The organism is Kitasatospora sp. HPM-01-4 (assembly GCF_051374625.1).
Taxonomy (GTDB): domain Bacteria; phylum Actinomycetota; class Actinomycetes; order Streptomycetales; family Streptomycetaceae; genus Kitasatospora.
Map to the genome: position 1 here is coordinate 6896525 of NZ_JBPQGP010000005.1, position 22940 is coordinate 6919464.

Sequence of the window (22940 nt, forward strand, 5' to 3'; positions counted from 1 at the left end):
GCGAGTGTCGGTAACCCGCCGTCGGTCGGCGGTCCGGCAGTCGTTCAGAGGGAGGGTCCCATGTCGTCCATGCCGCCCATGTCATCCATGTCGAGCCAGTCGAAGTCCGGCCGGTCGAGGTCCAACTCATTGAAGCCGGGTCCGTCGAAACCGAGGGGGTCCGGGGCCGGACGGCCGGAGCGGGGGAGGCCGGAGAGGAAGAGTCCCCGGTCGAGGGGGAGAGGTGCCAGCGGCGCCGCCGGTGCGGGCGGGGGATCCCGGGGAGGCCGGGGGCGCGGGCGGCGGGGGACGGGAGGGGCGCTGCGGCAGCCGGTGGCGCTCGCGGTGGCCGTCGACCCGGCCGACTTCGCCCGGCTGCGCGAGCACGGCCTGTTCGGCGGGATCGACTACGGGGCCTACCTGCGCCGGACGGAGAGTCAGCTGTGTGCCCTGCGCGGAGAGGGGGTGGACGTGCACCTGCGGGTCCTGGAGCCGGCCGACTTCGCCGACTTCTGCGAACAGCACCTGCTGGCCGTGGACGATCCGGTGGCCAGGGTCGCCTACGCGGCCGATCCGGAGCTGGCCGGCGAGCCGTTCGTCTTCCGGGGGGAGCGGCTGGCCGAACTGCTCCCGGTCCTGGTGGCGGACCACCTGGCCAGGGTTCGGATCTCCATCGCCTGCTCCGTCCTGCTGATGTCGGTCGGCCGGGAGGAGCGGCCTGAGGAGCGGCTGGCCGCCGTGCTGCGGTACGTGTCCGAGGTGTACCTGACGCTCGGGGCCGGTGCGGGGGAGGGGCGGCACCTGCTCACGCTGCACTCGGTCGGTCTGCTGGACGGGGAGCAGCTGGCGGCACAGGCCGACCTGGAGGTGCGGTCCGGAGCGTTCACCGACTCCGGCCAGGAGGGGGAGGCGTTCTGCGCCGTCCTCGCGGCGGCGGTCGCCGGGTACGGGGCCGGGGAGCTGCTGCTGTACGGCCCGGTCGGGGCGGGCGGCGAGCGGGAGGCGCTGGGCTGGGTGCTGGTGGACGGGCGGCTGCGGTCGATGACGGCGTTGGAGACGGCCGCCGCGCTGGTCGCAGCGGCGATGGAGGGTCCGCCTGAGCGGTCGGTGGCCCGGGCGGGGTTCCCGCTGCCGCTCTGGCGGGCGGAGCGGGGCGGCAGCGCCGGGGAGCAGGGCGGTACGGCGGGGGAGGCGGGTGGGGCCGGGCGCTGAGTCATCACGGACGAGGTCTCACAGTGGGCCGGGAGCGGCTCGGCTGATCCGCCGTTCAACCTCCGTCGGCCTCCGGTTCGTCCTCTGTTGTCCTGTGCCGTGAGGTGCTGCGGCATGCCCCGTGCGGCGGCCAGGACTGTTCATCGACCGCATGTTCGGGGAAGATCAACAGGTCGGAGCGCGCCGAGGCAGCCTCCTGCCCGGTCGTCCCCGACCTGAACCGACCATGCGCCACACGGCGCGCAGGCCCGACCACCGGAGGGGGGACGAGTGAGCCGTATCGAGTACAGCGCGGAGATCTCCGAGCTGCTCGGCCGGGTGCGGCGTCGTCCCAATGCGGGCTGGCCGTGGCGACCGGGCGAGGCGGTGCCCGCCGGGCTGCCGGTGAAGCAGTCCTGGGGCTGGCTCTTCGTGCCGGACGGGCGGGTGCTGACGCTGGTGAACCCGAAGGACGGCGTGGTCAGCCTGCCGGGCGGTTCGCTGGAGCCCGAGGACGACGGCGATCCCGCCGCCGCGCTGGCCCGCGAGGCGGGCGAGGAGGCACAGGCGGTGATCGGTCCGGCGCACTACCTCGGCTACCTCTACGACCGGGTCGGCTCGGCCAACGGCGGCCACGAGTGCGCACGGGTACGGATGGCCGCCGCCCTCCGCGCCGTCGGCCCGACCGCGCCCGACCCGGCCTCGGGGCGGCACTACCGGCGGCTGCTGGTCGCACCCGGTCTGGCGGTCGAACTGCTCGGCTGGGGTGAGATCGGGCTGCGCCAGGCGCATGCGGCGGTGGCGACCGCGGTGGCCGAGCTGGGCGTGCCGGCCGCCGCCAACGAGACGATCGAGGAACTCCCGCCGTCCGGTTCAACCTTCGTTCGCTGACCCCGGGGCGTGGCGCGGCCCCGGGCCCGGGAGCGGCACCGGGGTGGCGAGCGGTACCGGGGCAGACGCGGCACCCGGCGACAGAGGGCATCCGAGCGGCATTAAGCGGCATGAGTGGCATCAAATGGCATCAAATGGCATCGAGCGGCATCGAGCGGCGCGGACCGGCATCGAGCCGAAGGGGTGGGACATGGGGCTGATCCATCACGTGGAGCTCTGGGTGGACGACCTCCCCCAGGCCGAACGGCAGTGGGGGCCGGTACTGGTGGCGCTCGGCTGCGAGCCGTTCCAGCGCTGGGAGCACGGGCGCAGCTGGCGACTGGGTGACAGCTATGTGGTGCTGGAGCAGTCCCCGGCACTGCTGCCGGGAGGCCATCAGCGGCTGCGCGCCGGGCTCAACCACCTTGCGGTGCACGGCTCGCGAGCGGCGGTGGCGGTGGCGCTCGAAGTCGGTTGGCAGGTGCGGGTGGACACCGGTGAGACCGTGCATCTGGTCGATTCCCAGGGGTTCGAACTCGAGGTCGTCTGCTGAAGTCCTTTATCGCCTCGGAGAGTTGACGCCATGTTCATCCGACGACGTCACAACGGCCTCGTCCAATGAGAATCCTGACATGAGCACTGTTCGCTGAAGCTACTAAGTGGTATCAAAAGTGTGACCCCCGTCACCTTTTGGAGGTGCTCAATGCGCCCTGCCCGTGCCATGTCCGCAGCCGTGCTCGCCGGCTTCCTCGCGCTCGTTCCGCTGGTCAGTGCGACCGCCGCCAACGCGGCGTCCGTCAACTACGTCGCACTGGGGGACTCGTACTCCTCCGGTGTCGGCGCAGGCAGCTACACCAGTGAGAGCGGCAGCTGTGAGCGCAGCACCAACGCGTACCCGTACCTGTGGGCGAATGCCAACAGCCCGGACTCGTTCACATTCGCGGCCTGTTCCGGCGCGAAGACCGGCGATGTGCTGAGCAGCCAGCTCTCCGGGCTCAACTCGGCCACCACGCTGGTGAGCATCACCATAGGCGGCAATGACGCGGGCTTCGCCAGCACCATGGAGACCTGCGTGCTCAGCAGCGACAGCTCCTGCCTCTCCGCCGTCGCGACGGCGGAGAACTACGCGAGCAACACCCTGCCCGGCCAGCTGGACCAGGTCTACTCGGCGATCCGCAGCGCGGCGCCCAACGCCCAGGTGGTGGTGCTCGGCTACCCGCACCTCTACCAGATCAACGGCACCTGCATCTTCGGCATCGGTGACACCAAGCGCTCCGCCATCAACGGTGCGGCCGACGTGCTGGACGGCGTCATCGCCAAGAGAGCCGCCAACGCGGGCTTCACCTTCGAGGATGTCCGCGGGCTGTTCAGCGGTCACGAGATCTGTGGCAGCGACACCCAGTGGCTGCACAGCACCACGCTCCCGATCGACGAGAGCTACCACCCCAACGCCGACGGCCAGGCCGGCGGCTACCTGCCCGCCTTCACCGCCGGGGTCTGACGGGCGGCTCGAACAGCGGGTCTGAGCGGAGCTCGGGCGCGCCCCGCCTCGTACCGGAGGCGGGGCGCGCCCGAGTGCTTCGCGGGGATCGGCGCGGGCGGCCGGTCCGGCCCGCCGCTCGGACCGGCGGCACCGGCGGGCGGCGGGTGCCGGCAGGTCCGGCGGTCTCAGCGCGTGTACAGCTCCTCGATGTCCTCCGCGTGCAGTTGGAGGATGGCCTGCCGGCGGAGTTTGAGGGAGGGGGTCAGCAGTCCCTGTTCGACGGTGAACTGCTGGGGGAGCAGGCGGAAGGCGCGGATGGACTCCGACCGGGAGACGGTGTTGTTGGCGACGGCGACGGCGCGCTGGATCTCGGTGCGCAGCTCCTGGTCGGTCAGCACGGCCCGGACGTCGAGCCGTTCGCGGCCGTGCATCGCCATCCAGTGGCACAGGGCGGGCGGATCGAGGGTGATCAGGGCGGTGAGGTAGGGGCGGTCGTCGCCGACGACCAGGCAGTGCGCGACGAGCGGGTGGGCGCGGACGCGTTCCTCCAGGACGGCGGGGGCGATGTTCTTGCCGTTGCTGGTGACGATCAGGTCCTTCTTGCGGCCGGTGATGGTGAGGTAGCCGTCCTCGTCCAGGGAGCCGAGGTCGCCGGTCGCCAGCCAGCCGCTCTGCAGGGCCTGCCGGGTGCAGCGCGGGTGGTCGAGGTAGCCGGTGAAGACCGGAGCACCGCGCACCCAGATCTCGCCGTCCCCGGCGATCGCCACCGAGGTGCCGGGCAGCGGGAGGCCGACGGTGCCCGCCTTGGCCCGGCGCGGCGGATTGGCGGTGATCGCGGCGCTGGTCTCGGTCAGCCCGTACCCCTCGTACACCGTCATCCCGGCGCCGGTGAAGAAGAGTCCCAACTCCCGCCCCAGCGCGCAGCCTCCGCTGATCACACTGCGGACCCGGCCGCCCAGTACGGCACGCAGCCGCTGGTACACCAGCCGGTCGTACGCGTGGTGGCGCAGCCGCAGTGTGGTGCCCGGGCCGGGTCCGTGCCCGAAGGCGCGCTGCTCGCGGGCGGCGGCCCAGTGCACGGCCACCTCGCCGGCCTGGGCGAAGAGTTCGCCGCGGCCGGCCTGCTCGGCGGCCTCCCTGGCCCGCTGGTGGATCCGTTCGAAGACGTACGGCACGGCATGCAGGTAGGTGGGGCGGAAGGAGGCGAGGGCGGGCAGCAGCGCGTCGACGGCGGGGCTGCCGTGGTGGCCGAGCCGCACGCCGCCGCGGACCGCCGCGATCTGCACCATCCGGCCGTAGATGTGGGCCAGCGGCAGGAACAGCAGCGTCGAGGGCGGAAAGCCGCCGCTGTCCTGGAACACCTCGTGCCAGCCGGCCAGTTGGGCGTCCGCTTCGGCGGCGAGGTTGCCATGGGTGAGCAGGCAGCCCTTGGGGCGGCCGGTGGTGCCCGAGGTGTAGGCGATGGTGGCGACCGACTCGGGGGTGACCCCCAGTCGCCGGCGGTGTACCAGGCCCTCGGGCACGTCGCGGCCGTCCTCGACCAGCTCGGCCACGCAGTCCCGGTCCAGCTGCCAGATGTCGGTCAGCTCGGGGAGCGCGTCGCAGATCGCGCCGATGGTCATGGCGTGGTCCTCGTCCTCCACCACGCAGGCGACGGCACGGGTCTCCGCCAGGATCCAGCACACGTGCGCGGGGGCCGAAGTCGGGTACAGCGGCACCGAAACGGCGCCGATCGACCACAGCGCGTAGTCGAAGAGCGTCCACTCGTAGCGGGTGGAGGACATCAGCGCGACCCGGTCGCCGTACCGGATGCCCCTGGCCAGCAGGCCCTTGGCCAGCGCGAGGACTTCATCACGGAACTGGCGTGCCGTCACATCGAGCCAGACCTGCCCGGGTTGAGTGGAGTCCGGGCGGGAGAACCGCACCGGGTCGGGGGTGCGCTCGGCGTCCTCGTACACCGAGTCGGCCAGCCCGCCGGCGGCCGGGGTGGTGAGCGGAGGACTGGTGAACTCGCGCACGGTGCCCCCGATCCGGTCGTCCGTTGCTCTGGTCCTGCTGTGCCGGCCCCGCCGGGCGCCGGTCCGCGGCCCGGTCCGGCAGGCTCGGCGCATGGTGGGTCTGCGAAGCTACCCGATCGTCGTGGCGCTGCCCAGGGGTACGACGGACCGCGACCGGATCCGGCACATGCCAAGACCGGCAGTGCCGTGTCACGGCCCGGACAGAGCACCCGACGGCGGCGAAAACGGGCGGATCGCGGTGACCGGCCCGGGGTGGTGGATTCGACCCTTCGAACGGAGGGTCAGTGAGTAGTAAGCTCGCGCAGATCGCACATGGCCCGGCGTGCGGGCCCGTACGTGAACCGGCATGTGTCTTGACGTCCGGCATGGCGCAGTGCCATGACCCGCGCCCCCACCCGTCCCGACCCACTGCCGAAGTACCGCCGTCCCCATTCCACGTCCGAGAGCCAGCCCGACCGAGGACTCCATGCGCCTGCGCCGCAGCTCGATCCGCGCGAAGATCATCGCGCTGCTCATGCTGCCCATCCTCGCCCTCACCGGCCTGTGGGTGTACGCGACGCTGGTGACCACCGGCGACGTCCGGAGCCAGCTGAGCGTCGTCTCCGCCTACCGCTCCTTCGGCGGCGCCGCCGACCAGTACGCGCGGGACGTCCAGGCGGAACGCCGGGCCGCCGTGCTCATGCTCGCCGCCCCCGGCTCCACCACGCTGACGGCGGCCTACCGCCGGGCGCAGGGCGTCACCGACCAGGGCCTCGCGGCGCTGCGCGCCAAGGCGGACGGCCCGGAGGCGGGGAAGCTCGACGACGTCCAGCGTAAGCGGCTCCAGGGCGTCCTCACCGGTGCCGACCAACTCGGCCCGATCCGGGGTCAGGTGGCGCGCGGGGCCAACCTCTGGGCGTACGTCATCGACCAGTACAGCGCGCTGATCGACCCGGTGTTCAGCTTCCGCTCCGCCTTCGTCAGCCGGCAGAGCGGCCAGCTGCCCAGGCAGGGGACCATCCTGACCGAGCTGGTCCGGGCCCGCGAGTACCTGTCCCGCGAGGACGCGGCGATGGAGGGCCTGCGGCTCACCGACCAGCCCGACGCCTCGATGGTCCAGGAGGCGCTGGACGGCCTGCACAACCAGCGGGCGCTGTTCGACGTCTACATCGACGAGCTCGACCCGCAGGACCAGGGCGGCTACCGCAGGCTGCGCACCGGCAACAACTGGATGGCCCTGGCCAGCATGGAGGCCTTCTTCGAGGACTCGCCCGACCACGTCCAGGCAGTGAAGGGGCTGTCCGACAACTCCTGGCGCGACGCCGCCGACGGTGCCCTGAGCTCGCTCGCCGACCTCGACACCCGGCTGGACGCCACGCTGGACGAACGCGCCCGCTCCGCCGCGATCCACCAGCTGGTGCGCGGTGGGATCGCCGGTGTGGTCGGCCTGGTCGCGGTGGTGCTCTCGATCGCGATCTCGTACCGGATCGGCCGGGGTCTGGCCTATGAGCTGATCACCCTGCGCAACGCCGCCCAGGAGCTGGCCGGCACCCGGCTGCCCTCGGTGATGCTCCGGCTGCGCAAGGGCGAGACGGTGGACGTGGCGGCGGAGGCGCCCGCGATCGACCTGGGCCCGGCGGAGATCGGCCAGGTCGGACGGGCCTTCAACGCGGTCCAGCGGGCCGCCGTCGAGGCCGCGGTGGAACAGGCCGAACTGCGCCGGGGCGTGGCGGCGGTCTTCGTCAACCTGGCCCGCCGCAGCCAGGTGCTGCTGCACCGCCAGCTGACCCTGCTGGACACCATGGAACGCCGGGCGGAGAACCCGACCGAGCTGGAGGACCTGTTCCGGCTCGACCACATGACGACCAGGATGCGACGGCACGCCGAGGGCCTGATCATCCTGGCCGGCGGTTCGCCGGGCCGGGCCTGGCGCAAGCCGGTCCGGATGGTGGACGTGGTCCGGGCGGCGGTCAGTGAGGTGGAGGACTACGCGCGGGTGGTCGTCCGGCCGTTCCCCGGTACCGGGCTGCTCGGCAGCACGGTCGCGGACGTCGCCCACCTGATCGCCGAGCTGGTCGAGAACGCCACGGTGTACTCCCCGCCCAACACCCAGGTCACCGTCCAGGGCGAGGTGGTGGCCCACGGTTTCTGCCTGGAGATCGACGACCGGGGCCTCGGGCTCGGCGAGCAGGCCCTCGCGGAGATCAACCAACGGCTTTCCGAGGAGCAGGAGTTCGACCTCGCCGACACCGACCGGCTGGGGCTGTTCGTGGTCAGCCGGCTCGCACGGCGGCACGGCATCCGGGTACACCTGCGGCCCTCGCCGTACGGCGGGACCTCCGCCGTGGTGCTGATCCCGCGTGAGCTGCTGGCGGAGGCACCGGAGTCGGCGAACACCGGCGCGCGGGGCGCGGCGGCCGGTGCCGGCGGCGCCGTGAGCCGGACCGGTGCGCGACCGGTCGGCGCACGGCGGGGCCAGCGCGAGCTGGTCGCCGTGCCGGCGCTGCCCGAGGAAGGCGTACCGGCACCGGCCGGGGACGGCGGGCGGCGGCGTGGTACCAGTGCGCGTGCCGAGAGCGACGCGCCGGTGCGCGTTGTCGAGCGCCCGTCCGGAGGTCCGCGCCCCTCGGCGCCGGAGTCCACCCGTACTCCCGGCGGACTGCCGCGCCGCCGCGCCGCCACCGCGAACTCGGCCGGGCCCGCTCTGGTGCCCGCGGACGCCCCGCGCGGCGAGGGCGGTGCCGCCGTGGTCACAGCGGGCACGGATGCCGACCCCGCCGGAGACCCCGCCGCAGACACCGCCGGCGGGACCGCGCCGGAGCCGGCCGGGCGGGCGGGAAGCGCCGCGACGGCTGCCTCCTCGGCTCCGGCGGCGGACGCCGGTGCCGGATCCGACGGCGGGCCGGGTGCCGAATCCGACGGCGGGCCGGGTGCCGGACCGAACGCCGGAACCGGGCGGCACCGCAGACCGGACAGTCCGGTCGAGGAGGACCTCGCCGAGGGGGAGAGTGGTGTCCGCGCCGCGCCCCCGGCGCACGCGGCGCCGCCCCGAGCGGAGGCGGACGCCGTGCCGTCCGCCGGAGCCGACCCGGCGCCCTCAGCGCCCTCAGCGCCCTCAGCGTCCTCAGTGTCTTCAGCGCCCTCGGCGCACGATGACGCCGCTGCCCCGGCCGCCCCGGGGCGTGAGTCGACGGGCCCCGGGAGCCGGTCGTCGGCGCAGGGCGATCCGGACCTGGCGGCGGGCGGCCTACTGCCCAGGCGCGTACGGCAGGCCAGCCTCGCGCCCCAGCTGAAGGCCGCCGCAGCGGCTGCGGCAGCCGTCGTGGCCGGGGAGGAGGGGCCCGGGACACGGGAGCCCGAGTCGGTCCGGGAGCGCTCGCCGGAGGAGGCGAGATCGACCTTCGCCTCGTTCCAGCGCGGGTACCAGCGCGGTCGGGGCGACCGGCCCCAGCCCGCCTCGCTGACCGTGGTGCCGGACCCGCCGGCAGCCGTCGCGAGCCACGGGGCCGACGGTCCTGCTGACCGTCCTGCCGGGGCCGAGGGTCCCGCCGACCGTCCCGCCGGGCTCGTCGGTTCCTCGCCCGAGCCCGTCGGCTCCCCGTCCGGGTCCGCCGGTTCCCCGCCCGACCCCGTCGGCTCCCCGTCCGGGTCCGCCGGGCCCACGCAACCGTCGGCCGGTCGTTCCGCGTCATCGTTGCTGTCGCAGTCCGCACCAGCCGTACCACCTGCACCAGCCGTACAACCTGCACCATTCGCACCACAAGCACAGCCAGCACCAACGGAAGGAACCGAATCATGACCGCTACGACACAGCCGTCCAGAGAACTCAACTGGCTCCTGGACGATCTGGTGGGACGGGTCGCGGCCCTGCGGCATGCGGTCATCCTGTCCAGCGACGGGTTGGCCACGGGCACGTCCAGCGGGCTCAAGCGGGAGGACGCCGAGCACCTGGCGGCCGTCGCGGCGGGCCTCCACAGCCTGGCCAAGGGGGCCGGTCGGCACTTCGAGGTGGGCGGGGTCCGCCAGACGATGGTGGAGCTGGACGAGGCCTTCCTGTTCATCACCGCCGCGGGCGACGGGAGTTGCCTCGCCGTGCTGAGCGACGCGGAGTCCGACGTGGGCCAGATCGCCTACGAGATGGCGCTGCTGGTGAAGCGGGTCGGCGAGCATCTGTCGACCGAGGCGCGGACCGAGGCCACCCCGCCGGGGAGATGAGTCGAGCCGATGAGCATCGAGGACGCCGTGCCCGAACCCCCGGCCGTGCCGACGGCGGTTGAACCCTCCGCATCGCGCCCGCCCGAGGAGGACCGCTGGTTCGACGACGACGCGGGCCCGGTGGTGCGGCTGTTCTCGATGACCCGCGGCCGGGCCCGGCCGGCCGAGGAGGGGCTGTTCGACCTGATCTCACTGATCAGGGCGGTGGATCAGGCCGAACAGCTCGGCGCCGAGCACGCGTTGGGCCCGGAGCACCACACCCTGCTGAAGCTCTGCCGCGACGAGCCGCTGAGCGTCGCGGAGCTGGGCTCGTACACCGACCTGCCGGTCAGCGTGGTGCGGGTACTGCTCGGTGATCTGCACGAGACCGGGCTGATCAGTGTCATCCGACCCGTTCCGCTCGCCCAGCTTCCGGACGAGCGCCTGCTGCGAGACGTGATCAATGGCCTCCGCGCACTCTGACGCACCGTCACCGACCGGATCCCCCTGGGGTGCGGTCGCGTTGAAGATCCTGGTGGCCGGCGGCTTCGGCGTCGGCAAGACCACGCTGGTGGGCGCGGTCAGCCAGATCCGGCCGCTGCGCACCGAGGAGCGGCTGAGCGAGCTGGGGCGTCCGGTGGACGACACCGCGGGCGTCGAGGCGAAGCGGACCACCACGGTGGCGATGGACTTCGGCCGGATCGACCTGCGTCCCGGCCTCGCCCTCTACCTGTTCGGCACCCCGGGGCAGGACCGGTTCTGGTTCCTCTGGGACGAGCTGGCCCAAGGCGCGCTCGGCGCGCTGGTGCTGGCCGACACCCGGCGGCTGGCCGACTGCTTCCCCTCGGTGGACTTCTTCGAGCAGCGCGGCATCCCGTTCGTGATCGCGGTGAACTGCTTCGAGGGGGCCGAGACGTACGCACCCGAGGACGTCCGGGACGCGCTCGACCTGGACCCCGGGGTGCCGGTACTGCTCTGCGACGCCCGTAACCGCGAGGACGGCAAGGAGCTGCTGATCCGGCTGGTCGAGTACGCGGCGGCCCGCCGCTGACGGTGCGCCGAGGGCCTGGGCTCCGCCCTGACGGCCCGCCGGGGCTCCTGGGCGGCACTCCGGACGGCCGGCCGGCAGCCGAGCCGGCCCCGCCGGAACGCCCGTGGCCAGCGCTTACGGCATCGCCGTCCCGAATGATGGGATCACAGTCCGCATTCTGGAAGATTCGTCAGTTCCGGGTTGCCTCGGGTGGCCTGGCCGTGGAACGCTCTTTACCGACAGGCCGCCGGGCGCGATGCCCGCAACACGTCGGGCGTAGTGCCCGCACCATCCGGGGGGAGGGCAGTCCAGTGACCGCAGTACGCGGGTCCAGCGCCGCCCCTGCCGTCGCCCCTGCGCTGACGGTCCGCCGGTACATCGACTTCGCGGTCGGCCGCAGTTCCCGCTGTCGCGGCACCTGTGGTCCCCAAATGGCCTGCCGCCACGGCGCGTGCTGTCGCGGCACCTGCTGTCGCTGACCGCCGGCCGGCCCCGCACCTGCACTCCGCACTCCGCACCCCGCTTTCAGCCGCACCGGCCGTCCGCCCGCGCACCCACCCAGCCGCGCGGGCACCGGGCGTCCGGTGGTACTCGGCCACACGCACCGCACATCGACACTCTCCCGGATCGGGCGACATGAGCCGTACTCGAACACCGCACCGAACGAAGCATCAACCAGCCGCATACGACGGGCAGTTGATTCGGCGGACCGCCGCCGGCGGCCCGGACCGGGCCGTGGACCACGGCGCCGAAGGCCGCCGCGACCTGGAGCCGTTCTGGCCGTCCCGGCAGCCGCACCTCTTCGACCAGACGTGTCCGGGCTCGCCCCGCGTGTCCCGGTCCTCCGCCCGCTGAGCCAACTCAGCTGCGGCAGCACGGCCCGGTGGACGCGCAGACGAACCCCAACATCCGTCACGCGCGAAAGAGCGGCACCATGTCCTCCTCCTCCACTGCCACCCTGTCCCTCCCGGCCTCCGGCCCGGCCGCCACCCCGCACCTGCGGGCGGTCCGCTCGGTTCCCTCGACCGCCGGGCGATGGCACTCGACCGCACCCCAGTACCCCGCCCCCGCCACTCAGCCTCCCGCCGGCGCGCCGCGGCAGCCGGCCGCCGTGCCCGCGCCGCAGTCGCTGCTGGAGGCGCTCCCCGAGGGTGCGGCCGTCGTGGCGGCCCTCCCGCAGTCGGCGCTCCCGCCGGGCCTGATCGCCCAGTACGGTGCGCAGTTCGGCACGGCGGCGGCTTCCGGCCAGCCGCTGGTCGGATACCTGGTACTGGTCCCGCTGGAGTCGGCCGAACCGGCTCCGGGCCGGCCGATCGCCCACGTCCAGCCGGGCGGACCGGCCGCGCCGGCCGCGGCCCCGGTGCCGCCCCAGGCCCAGCCCGCACGGCCCGCCGCGCGCGGCATCAGCGTGGACCTCGACCGCCGCAGCGCCCATGTGGACGGCAGGCAGCTCGACCTCACCTATCTGGAGTTCGAGCTGCTGGCCCACCTCACCGAGCACCCGCAGCGGGTGCACACCCGGGACCACCTGGTCTCCGCCGTCTGGGGCTACGGTCACGTCGGCGACGGCCGGACCGTGGACGTGCACGTGGCCCGGCTGCGCCGCAAGCTCGGCGCGGCGTACCGGGACAGCATCGTGACGGTCCGCCGGGTGGGCTACAAGTACACGCCGGTGGCGTGACCCGCCCGAGCCGGCGCCTGCCCCCGGAGTGCCGCATCGTCGCGCCGGCCGGGCGCGCCGCCTGGACGGCGGTACGCCCGGCCCGGCCGCCGAGGCCTCAGCGGCTCAGCCGGTCGATCTCCGCCAGTTCCTCCGCCGACAGCGGTGCGGCGCCCAACGCGTCCAGGTTCTGGTCGAGTTGGGCGACACTGCTGGCACCGATGATCACCGAGACCACCCGCGGGTCCCGCAGCACCCAGCTCAGGGCGAGCTGCGCCAGGGTCTGCCCGCGCCGCTCGGCGACCTCGGCGAGCGCGCGCAGCTGCGCCAGCTTCGCGGCGGTCAGCGCCTCCTCGCGCAGGAAGTGGCCCACCGACATCCGCGACCCGGCCGGCACCTTCCCGCTCAGGTAGCGGTCGGTCAGCAGCCCTTGGGCGAGCGGGGAGTAGGCGATCAGCGCGGTTCGGGTGTCGCCGACCGCGTCCAGCAGGCCGCCGTCCTCCGGCTCCCGGTTGAGGATCGAGTACGAGGCCTGGTTCATCAGCACCGGGGTGCCCAGCTCCCGCAGGATCGCCACCGCCTCCCGGTGCTGCTCGGCGGGGTAGTTGGAGATGGCCGCGTACAGCGCCTTGCCGGAGCGGACCGCCGAGTCCAGCGCCCCCATGGTCTCCTCGAGCGGGGTGTCCGGGTCGTGGCGGTGCGAGTAGAACACGTCCACGTACTCCAGGCCCATCCGCGCCAGCGACTGGTCCAGGCTCGCCAGCAGGTACTTGCGCGAGCCGCCGTCCCCGTACGGGCCCGGCCACATGTCCCAGCCGGCCTTGGAGGCGATGAACAGCTCGTCCCGGTAGGGACGGAAGTCCTGGGCGAAGAGCGTGCCGAAGTTGCGCTCCGCACTGCCGTACGGCGGGCCGTAGTTGTTGGCCAGGTCGAAGTGGGTGACACCCCGGTCGAAGGCGCGGCGCAGCACGGCCCGCTGGACCTCCAGCGGCTGGGTGTCACCGAAGTTGTGCCACAGGCCGAGCGAGACGGCGGGCAGCTGCACACCGCTGCGCCCGGCGCGGCGGTAGGTCATCGAGGAGTAGCGGTCATCGGCGGCAAGGTACGTCATGTCAGCATCCTGCCAGCTCAAGGCCGGTGCGGTGGACCCGTGCCCGCGGCTCGGCGCGGGTCGTGGCGGGCCTCGGGCAGCGGGCCGCCGCCCGGATCGGCCCTTGTCCACCGCGCTGACCGGCCGTAAGCTCGCCCGAAGGATCGGCCGTGTGCGGCCGGGCCGTGCCGAGCGAAGGGGGAGTCGGAGATGCACCGCGCTGCCACCGCCCCCTGCCGCTGTTGTCGCCCTCGCGGCACCTCGCGCTGACCCGGGCCGGCAACCGAACCAGGCCCGCCGTCGCGTCGATCCCCTTCCGGTGCCGCCCCCGTGCGAGCGCCGACGACCCGCGGACGCGACGCCGGGGTGCGGCCAGTCCCGCCTCGCTCGCAAGGAGACCGCCATGCGGTTCACCGTCTCGTCCCTGGTCTCGAACGGACCCGATCCCGTCACCGGCCACCAGCGCTCCGCCCGGGAGAAACTGGCGAACGTCATCGACCAGGCCGTCACCGCCGAACGGCTCGGCTTCGACGGCTTCGGTGTGGGGGAGCGGCACGGCGAACCGTTCCTGTCGCCCGCCCCGCCCGTGCTTCTCAGCGCCATCGCCCAGCGCACCAGCACCATCCGGCTGTTCACCACCGTGACGGTGCTCTCCGTCCTGGACCCGGTGCGGGTGGCCGAGGACTACGCGATGCTCGACCAACTCTCCGGCGGCCGGGTCGAGTTGATCATCGGAAAGGGCAACGACCCGCGCCACTTCGGCCTGTTCGGCCTGGACGAGGAGCGCCAGTGGGACTACCTGGCGGAGAACTACGGTCTGCTGCACCGCCTCTGGCGCGAGGAGAAGGTCAGCTGGCAGGGCCGGTTCCGCGCACCGCTCACCGAGGTCACCAGCTACCCGCGCCCGCTCCAGGACCCGATCCCGGTCTGGCACGGCAGCGCCACCAGCGAGCAGTCCACCGACCTGGCCGCCCGCTTCGGCGACCCGCTGTTCTCCGCCAACGCCTTCCATCCGCTCGCCAGGTACCGGGCGCTCATCGACCACTACCGCGAGCGCTGGGAGCACTACGGCCGTGACCCCAAGGAGGCCAGGGTGGGCACCGGCTTCGGCGGGCTGTTCATCGCCAAGCGCTCCCAGGACGCGGTCGAGGGCTTCCGTCCGTACTGGAACGCGCTGTTCGACTCCGCGGCCGGAAAGCACAACAACTCGCCGTTCGAGTCGCTGGAGGACGCCCTGGAACGCGGCTCGGCGCTGGTCGGCAGCCCGCAGCAGGTGATCGAGAAGATCCACCGCTACCACCAGGCCTTCGGCAACGAGGTGGTCGGCATCGGGGTCGACTCGCTCACCGAGGCCGTCCAGCACGAGCAGCTGGAGCTGTTCGCCACCGAGGTCGCCCCGGTCATCCGCCGCGAACTCCCCTGACCCCCAAAGGGCCGTCCCGACCGGACGGCCCTTTTCCGTCGACTTCTGTACCTACTGGTATGTACAGTGGATGCATGGCCACCAGCGAGCGACTGATCGAGACCACCCGGGAGCTCCTCTGGGAGCGCGGGTACGCCGGCACCAGCCCCAAGGCGATCCAGCAGCGCTCCGGGGTCGGGCAGGGCAGCATGTACCACCACTTCAGCGGCAAGACCGACCTCGCCGCCGCCGCCCTGCGCCGCAGCGCCGAGGACGTCAGGGAGCTCGCCGAGCGGCAGTTCTCCGGTCCCGGCACGGCCTACCAGCGCATCGAGGCGTACCTGCTGCGCGACCGCGAGGTGCTGCGCGGCTGCCCGATCGGACGGATGGCCCAGGACCCCGAGGTGGTCGCCGAAACGCAGCTGCGCCGGCCGGTGGAGGAGACCTTCGACTGGCTGCGCGGACGGCTCGCCGACCTCATCGCCGAGGGCCAGGCGGCCGGCGAGTTCGCCGCCGGCCCCGATCCGGCCGAGGTGGCCGCCGCGATCGCCGCCGTGGCCCAGGGCGGCTACGTACTCGCCCGCGCCGCCGACTCGCCCGAGCCCTTCCAGCAGGCGGTCCGAGGCGCCCTGGCACTGCTCCGCGCCCACTGACGCGCCTGGCACCGCTCCGCGCCCACCGACGCGCCTGGCACCGCTCCGTACGCACTGGCACACCTGGTACCGCTCCGCGCCCACCGACGCGCCTGGCTCCGTACCCACTGGCACACCTGGCACCGCTCCGCGCCCACTGACACAGCCCGACCGGGGGACCCACCCATGCAAGCGATGCAGTACGAGATCACCCTGCCCGCCGACTACGACATGCGGATCATCCGCCGACGCGTCGCCACCAAGGGCCACCTGCTGGACCGGCTTCCCGGCCTCGGCCTCAAGGCGTACCTGGTCCGCGAACGCGGCCACGCCGCCTCGCCCGTGAACCAGTACGCGCCGTTCTACCTCTGGCACTCCGCCGAGGCGATGGCCGGCTTCCTGCGCGGACCCGGCTTCGCCGGCCTCAGCGCGGACTTCGGCCGCCCGCCCGTCCGCCACTGGCTCGGCACCGGCCTGCGGCTCGGTCCCGCCCGCGACCTGACCCCTCGCACGGCCACCCGCCGTACCACCCCGCTCCCCGACGGCGCGGACCCGGACCAGGCCCTCGCCGATGCCCTCGCGGGCCTCCCCGACCGGCCCGGCCTGCACTCGGTCGCCGTCGCCCTCGACCCGAACCGCTGGGAGCTGCTGCGCTTCGCCCTGTGGGAGCAGGACACCGCCCCCGCCGACGAGGACGACACCGCCTACCAGGTACTGCATCTGTCCCACCCCGAACTCGACGCCCTCGCGGCCGGAGCGGAGGCGGCCCGATGAGCGGCACCCCGGCGGTCCGTACCGTCCTCGGCGACCTCGACCCCGCCGAACTCGGGATCTGCGACGCACACGACCACCTCTTCATGCGCAGCCGGCTGCTCCCCGGCCAGGAACTGGACGACCCGGTGGCCGCCGAGGCCGAGCTGCGCGCCTTCGCGGCCCTCGGCGGACAGGCCGTCGTCCAGTGGACCCCGCACGGCATGGGCCGACGGCTGCCCGACCTGGTCGCGCTCGCCCGCGCGACCGGGGTCCACCTGGTCGCCGCGACCGGCCTGCACCAGGCCGCCCACTACGAGCCGGAGCGGCTGCGCGACCTGGACCTGGCCCGGCTCTTCGTCGCCGAACTCACCGAAGGCACCGAGCACGCCGGCCCGACCGGCCCGACCGGCCCGACCGGCCCGACCGGCCCGACCGGCCGGGCCGGGCTGATCAAGGTGGCCGGCGGCTACCACGGCCTGGACCGGCACGCCCGCTGGACCATGACGGCGGCGGCCGAGGCCCACCACGCCACCGGCGCCCCGATCGCGGTCCACCACGAACTGGGCACCGGTGCGCTCGACGTCCTCGACCTGCTCTGCGGCAGCCTCGGCGTCCCGCCGCACCGGGTGATCCTCGGCCATCTGAACCGCTTCCCCGACCTGCGCCTCCAGCGCCAGGCCGCCGAGTCCGGCGCCTACATCGCCCTCGACGGACCGTCACGCGTCAACCACGCCACCGACCACCACCTCTTCGACACCCTGGCCGCGCTCATCGAGGCGGGCCACGCCGAACACCTGCTGCTCGGCGGTGACACCACCACCTCGGCGGCCCGCGGCAACCCGGGCATGCCGTACCTTCTGGCCACGCTGCGCCCGCGCCTGGCAAGGGAGTTCGGGCCCGATCTGCCCGACCTGGTACTGCGCGCCAACCCGGCCAGGGCCCTGGCCTTCGCCTGAACCCCGCACCGTGCGGGCCGCGGTCCCGAACCCTCCGCCACGTGGGTCGAGGCGCCGAACCGTCCGCCGTGCGGGCCGAGCCGGACGCCTCGCCCGTCGGGCCAGGGACGGGCGCCGGGCGCCACGGCCGGCCGCGGCGAAGGCCCCGGGGCGGGGCCCGCCCGGCGAGGTCTCCCCGGCAGGCACGGCGGTGCATCCTGGTACCAGGGCCCTGCGGGACGGCTCGCACCGGATGGACCCGGGACGGGCCGGACGCGGGGCATGGAGCGGTTCCTGGAGCCGAGTATGAACAGCAGAACCCCCGCGGGAATCGTGGTCGGGGTGGACGGTTCGCCGCAGGCGGCCGCAGCCGCCGAGTGGGCCGCACAGGAGGCCGGGCGGCGGGGCTGCTCGCTGCACCTGGTGCACGCGGTCAACACGGGCACGGTCACGCTCTCCCCGCGGACGAGCGAGGCGGTCACCGATCTCATCCTCAAGAACGCCAGGGACGTCCTGGACGAGTCGCTCGGCAAGCTGGCCGCCGCTCATCCCGAGCTGCACCTGACCGGCGACGTGGTGCCCCGGGAAGCGGCCCTGGCCATCCTCACCGCCGCCGAGCACTCCGAACTCGCCGTGGTCGGGACCCGGGGCCACGGGGGCTTCGCCTCCCTGCTGCTCGGCTCGGTCAGCCTGCGGGTCTGCGCCCACTCCGGCTGCCCGACGGTGGTGGTGCGGCAGGGGTCCTCCACGGGTGAGCACATCCTGGTGGCGATCCGGGACGAACGGGACGGCGAGGCGCTGCGGTTCGGGCTGCGCGAGGCCACCACGACCGGTCTTCCGGTCAGGGCCGTGCACGTCTGGTCGCCGGTGGTGGCCGACGTCGCGCACGCGGCGCCGATGATCGACGAGCTGGGCGAGGAGGCCCGGCTGCACGAGCAGCTGCTCCACCACACCTGCGACCCGGTCAGCGAGGAGTTCCCCGGCGTCCCCGTCCACGCCGAGCACCTCGCGGGTGCCACCGCCGCCACCCTGGTCGAGGCCTCCCGCCAGGCCGCGCTCCTGGTCATCGCCCGCCACCCGCCGGCTCCCCACTTCGGCCTCCGCCTCGGCACCGCCCTCCACGCGGTCCTCCACCACGCCCACTGCCCGGTGGCCGTGCTCCCGGTCTAGGGCGTGTGGCTACCCCGAGGGCGCCGGGCCGGTGCGTCCGGCCGCCGCGTCCGGCATGATCTTGATCATGGGACATCCGCAGCTGCCGACCACCGAGGCCGCCGTCACGGCGATCCGCGAGATCGCGCGCCTCCACCACCTGGACGTGACCGTCACCGACGACATCGGTGCGGACCGGACCTCCCGCCGCACCTCGGCCGGAGCCTTCGCGGTCGCGGACCCGGACGGGTCGCTGCCGCACGAGGCCTTCGTCGAGCTGGGCGGCTCGCCCGCCGTCACCGTGCAGCTCTTCCCGGAGGGCGATGCGAGGATCACCGTGGACGGTGTCGAGTTCGCCGACGTCCCCCGGGACTCGGTTCCCGGGTTCCTGCGCTCCGTCTACGGCGGACTGGCCCGGGTGAAGGGGCGGTTCTTCCCGCCCGGGCAGTGGCTGACCGTGCCGCTGTCCGGCGACGAGACCTACCGTGAGCTCGTCCCGTCCGGCGCGCTCACCCCCTGGCTGGCCCGCAGCATCAGGGGCTAGCCTCGGGCCCCGCCGCCGTCCCGCGGGCCGGCCCGGACGGAGCGCTCTTACAGCTCCGGGGCCCCGGCCGCAACCGCGCGCCCCTCTGCGGCGTACCTTCGGGCATAGGTCCTCCGCGGGCCGTCCATCACGCACCGGGCCGTTGGGCCACGGGCTGTCCGCAGCACACGGGAGAAGCAGGGCGATGGGGCTGACGAGCCACAAGGTGCTGGCGCTGGCGGTACTGGCCGCGGTACTGGCGATGACCGCGACGGTATGGCTGTGGCCGCGGCTGGCCAGGACGAGCTGGAAGTCGGTGCTCGGCCGGATCGGGGCGCTGCTGGTCACCCAGTTCGCGGTGCTCTGCGCACTGGCCCTGGTGGCCAACAACTACTTCGCCTTCTACGGCAGTTGGGACGATCTGCTGGGGACCGGGGACCAGGGTGCGGTCACCGTGCGCAGCTCGGCCGGTACGAGCAGCGACGGCCGGGCGGCGGGTGCCGCGACCGTGCAGCTGCTCGGCAAGGAGCCCGTCCAGGGCGGCGGGGCGGACGGCCGTGATCCCGGGCAGGTCGGCCGGATCGACTCGGTGCGCATCCCCGGACCGGCCAGCGGACTGACCACGGACGGCTATGTCTACCTGCCCCCGCAGTACTTCCAGTCCGACCACGCGAACGCCAGGTTCCCCGCCGCGATCGTGATGACCGGCTTCCCCGGCGACGCCAAGAACCTGATCACCAGGCTCAACTACCCGGGCGCGGCGCTGGACCTGATGCGGGCGGGCAGGATGCAGCCGACCGTCCTGGTTCTGATGCGCCCCTCCCCGGCGATGCCCACCGACACCGAGTGCGAGAACATCCCGGGCGGGCCGCAGTCCGAGACCTACTTCGCCAAGGACGTGCCGAAGGTGATGGAGGCCAGCTATCGGGTGGCCGCCGATCCGCACGCCTGGGGCGTGATGGGCGACTCCACCGGCGGGTACTGCGCGCTCAAGCTGACGATGCGCAACCCGGGTTCGTTCCTCACCGGCGTCTCGCTCTCGGGCTACTACAAGGCGGCCGAGGACGCCACCACCGGCGACCTGTTCAAGGGCAGTGAGCAGCGCCGCAACGAGGCGGACCTGGTCTGGCGGCTGAAGAACCTGCCAAGGCCCGCGGTCTCGGTCATGGTGGCCGGGACGGAGGAGGGCGACGGCGACTACAAGCAGCTGACGGACGGGTTCGTGGCCGCGGTCCAGGCGCCGATGACCGTCGCGACCGCGAATCTGCCCAGCGGCGGCCACAACTTCAAGACCTGGGGCCGACTGCTGCCCCCGGGGCTGGAGTTCCTCTCCCAGCACCTGGAGGTCCCGGCCCGGTAGCGGTTCAGGAGATCTGCTCCAGCGTGCCGGTGTGCAGTTCGCCGACCCGGCCGCCCTCGCCCTCGTAGGTCCAGAAGGTGCGGACGGTCAGCTTGGCGAGGTCCATCACATGGCTGACGGTGAGGCCGCTGGCCTCGGTCCAGCTGACGAAGTAGATCTGCGGGGCGACCTCGGCCACGTGCAGGGCGACGTCCTCCGACTGGCCGGCGGACTCGCCGAGGCCTTCCCAGTGCAGACGCGTCCCGTCGGCCGAGTAGGCGTTGCGGAAGGCGGCGCCGTTGTCGACCCGGAACAGGTAGGTGTGTCCGGCGAAGCCTGGCAGGGGCGCGGTCATCGTATGGGTGATCCTCTGGAGAGTCGGTCGGCGGGTGCGGCCGAGGACCGGCCGCACCCACCAAACCTATCCGACGCGCCGCCGGAATCCGTCGTTCGGCTTCCGAACCGGCTGGCCGCGCCGGTGCCGTGGCGTCGGCTCAGCGCCGGTCGGCATCGGTCGGCGTCGGTGGATCACCGGTGGATCACCGGCGGATCACCGCCGAGGGGGCTGTCCGTTCAGCAGGTGAAGTCGATCAGGTTGAACGTCGCGTAGTGGTCGGAGGTGTAGTAGTCCTCCTGGTCCCCCTCACCGGTGATGATCCGCCGGGTGCCTCTGGTGGAGGCACCGGGGGTGATCACGGTGTACTCGTGGTAGTAGCCGTACGACTCGGAGGGCAGCACGCCCTCGCGGTTCTGGAAGACGACACCGTCCTGCGAGTACGGGAACGGCCCACCCTGGGCGATCAGGGAGAGGGTGTCGTCCGCCTCGCTCGGCAGCGCGCTCTGGCAGATCGTGCCGCTGACATCGGCGTGCGCGGCGGTGGCGGAGACGGCGGTGGGCGCCAGGGTCAGCAGGGCGACGGCGGCGACGGAGACGGCGCGGGACTTCCACGCGCGTAGAGTGTTGGTCATGTCAGCAGTGTGACGGCGTGTCAGGTTGACACGGAAGGGCCATGACAAGGCTTTACCGGAATCTCATCAACGCAAAACCGGCGCGACTCATGCCGTACCGCCGTCCGTTGCCGCCGCTTCGCGATGGGCCGTCGTGTCGGTGCATACCGGGCATTCGTGCAGGTTGGGCGGCTGTGGGTGCTGGGGCCGGGGCGCCTGGGAGTGGAGTGCTCGGATGCTGCGTCCGCCGCCCCGCCCGCCACCGGTGGAACGCCGCCCGCCTTCACGGCGGCCCGCGTGCGGGTCTGCCGCCGGGGCTGGCCCCATCTGCCCGACCCAAGCGGCCCTTGCTCCTCGTGCGCCCCGTTCGCGCAGAGTGCCAGGCCGGTCGCGGAAGGTGTCAGCGTAGCCTGGAACTGCGGAGGTGATAGCGATGTCCGGAAGGGTGTTGAGCGAGGTCAGCGCCGTGGTGGCGGCCGAGCGGGAGACCGAGTTGGTGGACTCCTACCGGGAGTTGGTGTCCGGCCCGCTGCCGGACGGGCTGATCAGGACCGAGCTGCTGCGCGGCCCCGGCGGGCGCTGGAGGGTGCAGTCACTCTGGCGGGACCTGGAGTCCCTGGAGGCGGTCCGCGCCAACCCCCGGCTGGCTGCCGCGCCCCGTCTCTTCGCGCAGCTCGGCGCCGAGCCGGAGCTGACGGTGTTCCAGCTCTCGGCCAGTCAACTCGGTGTGCCGGTCATGGACTGAGCCCCGCGCGGGGTTGGGCACGCAGGACTCCACCGGATCGCCTGCGTGCACGGGAGTCCGCGTGCGCGGGAGTTCACGTGCACGGTGGTTCGCGCGCCTCCACGGGCGGCCGCCCGCGAGGCCTCGGCCGCCCGCGCCGCCCCGGTGGCCCGGGGCGCGCCGCTCAGGGGGCGAGGACCTGTCCGAGGCGCGAAGCGATCCGGATCATCACCGGCACCAGTGCGGTCTCCCCCTCCTGGGCCTCCAGAGCCCGGATCCGCGCCTCGGGGCCGGAGACCGAGAGTGCGGTGGGTGTCGGTGCGCCGGGCACCGCCACCGCGATGCAGCGGACCCCGATCTCCTGCTCCTGGTCGTCCACCACGTAGCCGCGCTCCCGGGAGAGTGCCAACTGCGCGAACAGCTCCGCAGGGTCGGTCACCGTGAAGGGCGTGTGCGACTGCAGCGGCTGGGTGCCGAGGGCGGCCCTGGCCTCCTCCTCCGGGAGCTGGGCGAGCAGCGCCTTGCCGACGCCGGTGCAGTGCGGCTGGACCCGCCGCCCGACCTCGGTGAACATCCGCATCGAGCGCCGCGACTGGACCTGCCCGACGTACACCACCTCACCGCCCTCCAGGACGGCCAGGTTGGCGGTCTCGCCGGTGGCCTCCATCAGTTCGGCCAGGTAGGGGCGGGCCCAGCTGCCGAGCAGGCGCCCGGCGGTCTCGCCGAGCCGGATCAGCCGGGGGCCCAGGGTGTACCGGCGGGCGGTGTCCTGCCGGACGTAGCCCTGCTGGACGAGGGTGCGGATCAGCCGGTGGATGGTCGGCATCGGCAGACCGGAGACGGTGGACAGCTCGCTCAGGGTGGCGACGCCGCCGGAGTCGGCCAGCGCCTCCAGTAGCTGGAAGGCGCGTTCGACGGACTGGACGCCGCCACTCGCGCGGTCGGACCCTGTGGGTGCTGTGGCGGGGGTGCTGGCCACCGGCGTTCCCTTCGCTGTCGGAGGAGGAGCTGGGTCGCCGCAAACTCTCAACAAACCGTTGA

General features: G+C 73.2%; 22 protein-coding genes. 17 read left to right on the forward strand and 5 right to left on the reverse strand.

Annotation, left to right across the window (positions count from 1 at the left end; translation table 11 throughout):
- The first annotated feature begins 312 nt into the window (after positions 1-312).
- From ACSMTC_RS30225 to ACSMTC_RS30240, 4 genes are all read left to right on the forward strand, one after another.
- Positions 313-1191 carry a hypothetical protein gene (locus ACSMTC_RS30225; RefSeq protein ID WP_436562896.1) on the forward strand — a complete coding sequence of 293 codons (879 nt, stop codon included), beginning with the start codon at positions 313-315 and terminating at the stop codon, positions 1189-1191.
- A gap of 270 nt (positions 1192-1461) precedes the next feature.
- A complete protein-coding gene (locus ACSMTC_RS30230; RefSeq protein WP_436562897.1) occupies positions 1462-2061 on the forward strand; it encodes an NUDIX domain-containing protein in 600 nt (199 codons plus the stop codon).
- A gap of 190 nt (positions 2062-2251) precedes the next feature.
- The gene (locus ACSMTC_RS30235; RefSeq protein WP_436562898.1) at positions 2252-2593 is read left to right on the forward strand and encodes a VOC family protein; all 342 of its coding nucleotides are present in this window, start codon (positions 2252-2254) and stop codon (positions 2591-2593) included.
- Positions 2594-2743: 150 nt separating this feature from the next.
- Positions 2744-3541: an SGNH/GDSL hydrolase family protein gene (locus ACSMTC_RS30240; protein WP_436562899.1), complete on the forward strand. Its 798-nt coding sequence runs from the start codon at positions 2744-2746 to the stop codon at positions 3539-3541.
- A 167-nt stretch (positions 3542-3708) separates the two neighbouring features.
- Here the strand turns inward: ACSMTC_RS30240 and ACSMTC_RS30245 are convergent, their stop codons facing one another.
- Positions 3709-5541, reverse strand: a complete 1833-nt coding sequence (locus ACSMTC_RS30245; RefSeq protein WP_436562900.1) for an AMP-dependent synthetase/ligase — start codon at positions 5539-5541, stop codon at positions 3709-3711.
- Positions 5542-6007: 466 nt separating this feature from the next.
- On the opposite strand from ACSMTC_RS30245, the gene ACSMTC_RS30250 reads away from it, so the two are divergent.
- The 5 genes from ACSMTC_RS30250 to ACSMTC_RS30270 all read left to right on the forward strand — a co-directional run bounded on the left by ACSMTC_RS30250 (position 6008) and on the right by ACSMTC_RS30270 (position 12425).
- Entirely contained in the window at positions 6008-9319 is a 3312-nt protein-coding gene (locus ACSMTC_RS30250; protein ID WP_436562901.1) for a sensor histidine kinase, read from the forward strand.
- Positions 9316-9735 carry a roadblock/LC7 domain-containing protein gene (locus ACSMTC_RS30255; protein WP_436562902.1) on the forward strand — a complete coding sequence of 140 codons (420 nt, stop codon included), beginning with the start codon at positions 9316-9318 and terminating at the stop codon, positions 9733-9735. The genes ACSMTC_RS30250 and ACSMTC_RS30255 overlap by 4 nt, the downstream gene beginning before the upstream one ends.
- Before the next feature lie 9 nt (positions 9736-9744).
- Positions 9745-10197 carry a DUF742 domain-containing protein gene (locus tag ACSMTC_RS30260; RefSeq protein WP_436562903.1) on the forward strand — a complete coding sequence of 151 codons (453 nt, stop codon included), beginning with the start codon at positions 9745-9747 and terminating at the stop codon, positions 10195-10197.
- A complete protein-coding gene (locus tag ACSMTC_RS30265; RefSeq protein WP_436562904.1) occupies positions 10178-10765 on the forward strand; it encodes a GTP-binding protein in 588 nt (195 codons plus the stop codon). The genes ACSMTC_RS30260 and ACSMTC_RS30265 overlap by 20 nt, the downstream gene beginning before the upstream one ends.
- Before the next feature lie 913 nt (positions 10766-11678).
- Positions 11679-12425: a winged helix-turn-helix domain-containing protein gene (locus ACSMTC_RS30270; protein ID WP_436562905.1), complete on the forward strand. Its 747-nt coding sequence runs from the start codon at positions 11679-11681 to the stop codon at positions 12423-12425.
- A gap of 97 nt (positions 12426-12522) precedes the next feature.
- Here ACSMTC_RS30270 and ACSMTC_RS30275 read toward each other — a convergent pair whose 3' ends face one another.
- Positions 12523-13515, reverse strand: a complete 993-nt coding sequence (locus tag ACSMTC_RS30275) for an aldo/keto reductase (protein WP_436562906.1) — start codon at positions 13513-13515, stop codon at positions 12523-12525.
- Between the two features lie 382 nt (positions 13516-13897).
- Here ACSMTC_RS30275 and ACSMTC_RS30280 point away from each other — a divergent pair, with 382 nt between their 5' ends.
- The 7 genes from ACSMTC_RS30280 (at position 13898) to ACSMTC_RS30310 (ending at position 20248) form a co-directional block, all read left to right on the forward strand.
- Positions 13898-14917: an LLM class flavin-dependent oxidoreductase gene (locus ACSMTC_RS30280; RefSeq protein WP_436562907.1), complete on the forward strand. Its 1020-nt coding sequence runs from the start codon at positions 13898-13900 to the stop codon at positions 14915-14917.
- Between the two features lie 74 nt (positions 14918-14991).
- Positions 14992-15549 carry a TetR/AcrR family transcriptional regulator gene (locus ACSMTC_RS30285; RefSeq protein ID WP_436562908.1) on the forward strand — a complete coding sequence of 186 codons (558 nt, stop codon included), beginning with the start codon at positions 14992-14994 and terminating at the stop codon, positions 15547-15549.
- 165 nt (positions 15550-15714) lie between these two features.
- The gene (locus tag ACSMTC_RS30290; protein WP_436562909.1) at positions 15715-16302 is read left to right on the forward strand and encodes a DUF4865 family protein; all 588 of its coding nucleotides are present in this window, start codon (positions 15715-15717) and stop codon (positions 16300-16302) included.
- Complete coding sequence (locus ACSMTC_RS30295) at positions 16299-17237, forward strand: phosphotriesterase family protein (RefSeq protein WP_436562910.1); 939 nt, start codon at positions 16299-16301, stop codon at positions 17235-17237. Before ACSMTC_RS30290 ends, ACSMTC_RS30295 begins: the two co-directional genes overlap by 4 nt.
- Positions 17238-17522: 285 nt before the next feature.
- Entirely contained in the window at positions 17523-18386 is an 864-nt protein-coding gene (locus ACSMTC_RS30300; protein ID WP_436562911.1) for a universal stress protein, read from the forward strand.
- A gap of 67 nt (positions 18387-18453) precedes the next feature.
- The gene (locus tag ACSMTC_RS30305) at positions 18454-18909 is read left to right on the forward strand and encodes a hypothetical protein (RefSeq protein WP_436562912.1); all 456 of its coding nucleotides are present in this window, start codon (positions 18454-18456) and stop codon (positions 18907-18909) included.
- Between the two features lie 184 nt (positions 18910-19093).
- The gene (locus ACSMTC_RS30310) at positions 19094-20248 is read left to right on the forward strand and encodes an alpha/beta hydrolase (RefSeq protein ID WP_436562913.1); all 1155 of its coding nucleotides are present in this window, start codon (positions 19094-19096) and stop codon (positions 20246-20248) included.
- A gap of 4 nt (positions 20249-20252) precedes the next feature.
- Here the strand turns inward: ACSMTC_RS30310 and ACSMTC_RS30315 are convergent, their stop codons facing one another.
- Both ACSMTC_RS30315 and ACSMTC_RS30320 read right to left on the reverse strand, forming a co-directional pair.
- Entirely contained in the window at positions 20253-20582 is a 330-nt protein-coding gene (locus tag ACSMTC_RS30315) for a MoaF-related domain-containing protein (protein WP_436562914.1), read from the reverse strand.
- A gap of 218 nt (positions 20583-20800) precedes the next feature.
- Positions 20801-21196 (reverse strand): ribonuclease, encoded by a 396-nt coding sequence (locus tag ACSMTC_RS30320; RefSeq protein WP_436562915.1) that lies wholly within the window; start codon positions 21194-21196, stop codon positions 20801-20803.
- Positions 21197-21608: 412 nt separating this feature from the next.
- Here ACSMTC_RS30320 and ACSMTC_RS30325 point away from each other — a divergent pair, with 412 nt between their 5' ends.
- Positions 21609-21920: an antibiotic biosynthesis monooxygenase gene (locus ACSMTC_RS30325; protein WP_436562916.1), complete on the forward strand. Its 312-nt coding sequence runs from the start codon at positions 21609-21611 to the stop codon at positions 21918-21920.
- 163 nt (positions 21921-22083) lie between these two features.
- Here ACSMTC_RS30325 and ACSMTC_RS30330 read toward each other — a convergent pair whose 3' ends face one another.
- Entirely contained in the window at positions 22084-22878 is a 795-nt protein-coding gene (locus ACSMTC_RS30330; protein ID WP_436562917.1) for an IclR family transcriptional regulator, read from the reverse strand.
- Positions 22879-22940: the final 62 nt, after the last annotated feature.

Coding starts and splice junctions, on each gene's coding strand:
- ACSMTC_RS30320 (WP_436562915.1), bottom strand. CDS start 21,196: ATGACCAACACTCTACGCGCGTGGAAGTCCCGCGCCGTCTCCGTCGCC.
- ACSMTC_RS30265 (WP_436562904.1), top strand. CDS start 10,178: ATGGCCTCCGCGCACTCTGACGCACCGTCACCGACCGGATCCCCCTGG.
- ACSMTC_RS30255 (WP_436562902.1), top strand. CDS start 9,316: ATGACCGCTACGACACAGCCGTCCAGAGAACTCAACTGGCTCCTGGAC.
- ACSMTC_RS30260 (WP_436562903.1), top strand. CDS start 9,745: ATGAGCATCGAGGACGCCGTGCCCGAACCCCCGGCCGTGCCGACGGCG.
- ACSMTC_RS30300 (WP_436562911.1), top strand. CDS start 17,523: ATGAACAGCAGAACCCCCGCGGGAATCGTGGTCGGGGTGGACGGTTCG.
- ACSMTC_RS30290 (WP_436562909.1), top strand. CDS start 15,715: ATGCAAGCGATGCAGTACGAGATCACCCTGCCCGCCGACTACGACATG.
- ACSMTC_RS30270 (WP_436562905.1), top strand. CDS start 11,679: ATGTCCTCCTCCTCCACTGCCACCCTGTCCCTCCCGGCCTCCGGCCCG.
- ACSMTC_RS30315 (WP_436562914.1), bottom strand. CDS start 20,582: ATGACCGCGCCCCTGCCAGGCTTCGCCGGACACACCTACCTGTTCCGG.
- ACSMTC_RS30295 (WP_436562910.1), top strand. CDS start 16,299: ATGAGCGGCACCCCGGCGGTCCGTACCGTCCTCGGCGACCTCGACCCC.
- ACSMTC_RS30310 (WP_436562913.1), top strand. CDS start 19,094: ATGGGGCTGACGAGCCACAAGGTGCTGGCGCTGGCGGTACTGGCCGCG.
- ACSMTC_RS30325 (WP_436562916.1), top strand. CDS start 21,609: ATGTCCGGAAGGGTGTTGAGCGAGGTCAGCGCCGTGGTGGCGGCCGAG.
- ACSMTC_RS30305 (WP_436562912.1), top strand. CDS start 18,454: ATGGGACATCCGCAGCTGCCGACCACCGAGGCCGCCGTCACGGCGATC.
- ACSMTC_RS30250 (WP_436562901.1), top strand. CDS start 6,008: ATGCGCCTGCGCCGCAGCTCGATCCGCGCGAAGATCATCGCGCTGCTC.
- ACSMTC_RS30240 (WP_436562899.1), top strand. CDS start 2,744: ATGCGCCCTGCCCGTGCCATGTCCGCAGCCGTGCTCGCCGGCTTCCTC.
- ACSMTC_RS30235 (WP_436562898.1), top strand. CDS start 2,252: ATGGGGCTGATCCATCACGTGGAGCTCTGGGTGGACGACCTCCCCCAG.
- ACSMTC_RS30275 (WP_436562906.1), bottom strand. CDS start 13,515: ATGACGTACCTTGCCGCCGATGACCGCTACTCCTCGATGACCTACCGC.
- ACSMTC_RS30285 (WP_436562908.1), top strand. CDS start 14,992: ATGGCCACCAGCGAGCGACTGATCGAGACCACCCGGGAGCTCCTCTGG.
- ACSMTC_RS30280 (WP_436562907.1), top strand. CDS start 13,898: ATGCGGTTCACCGTCTCGTCCCTGGTCTCGAACGGACCCGATCCCGTC.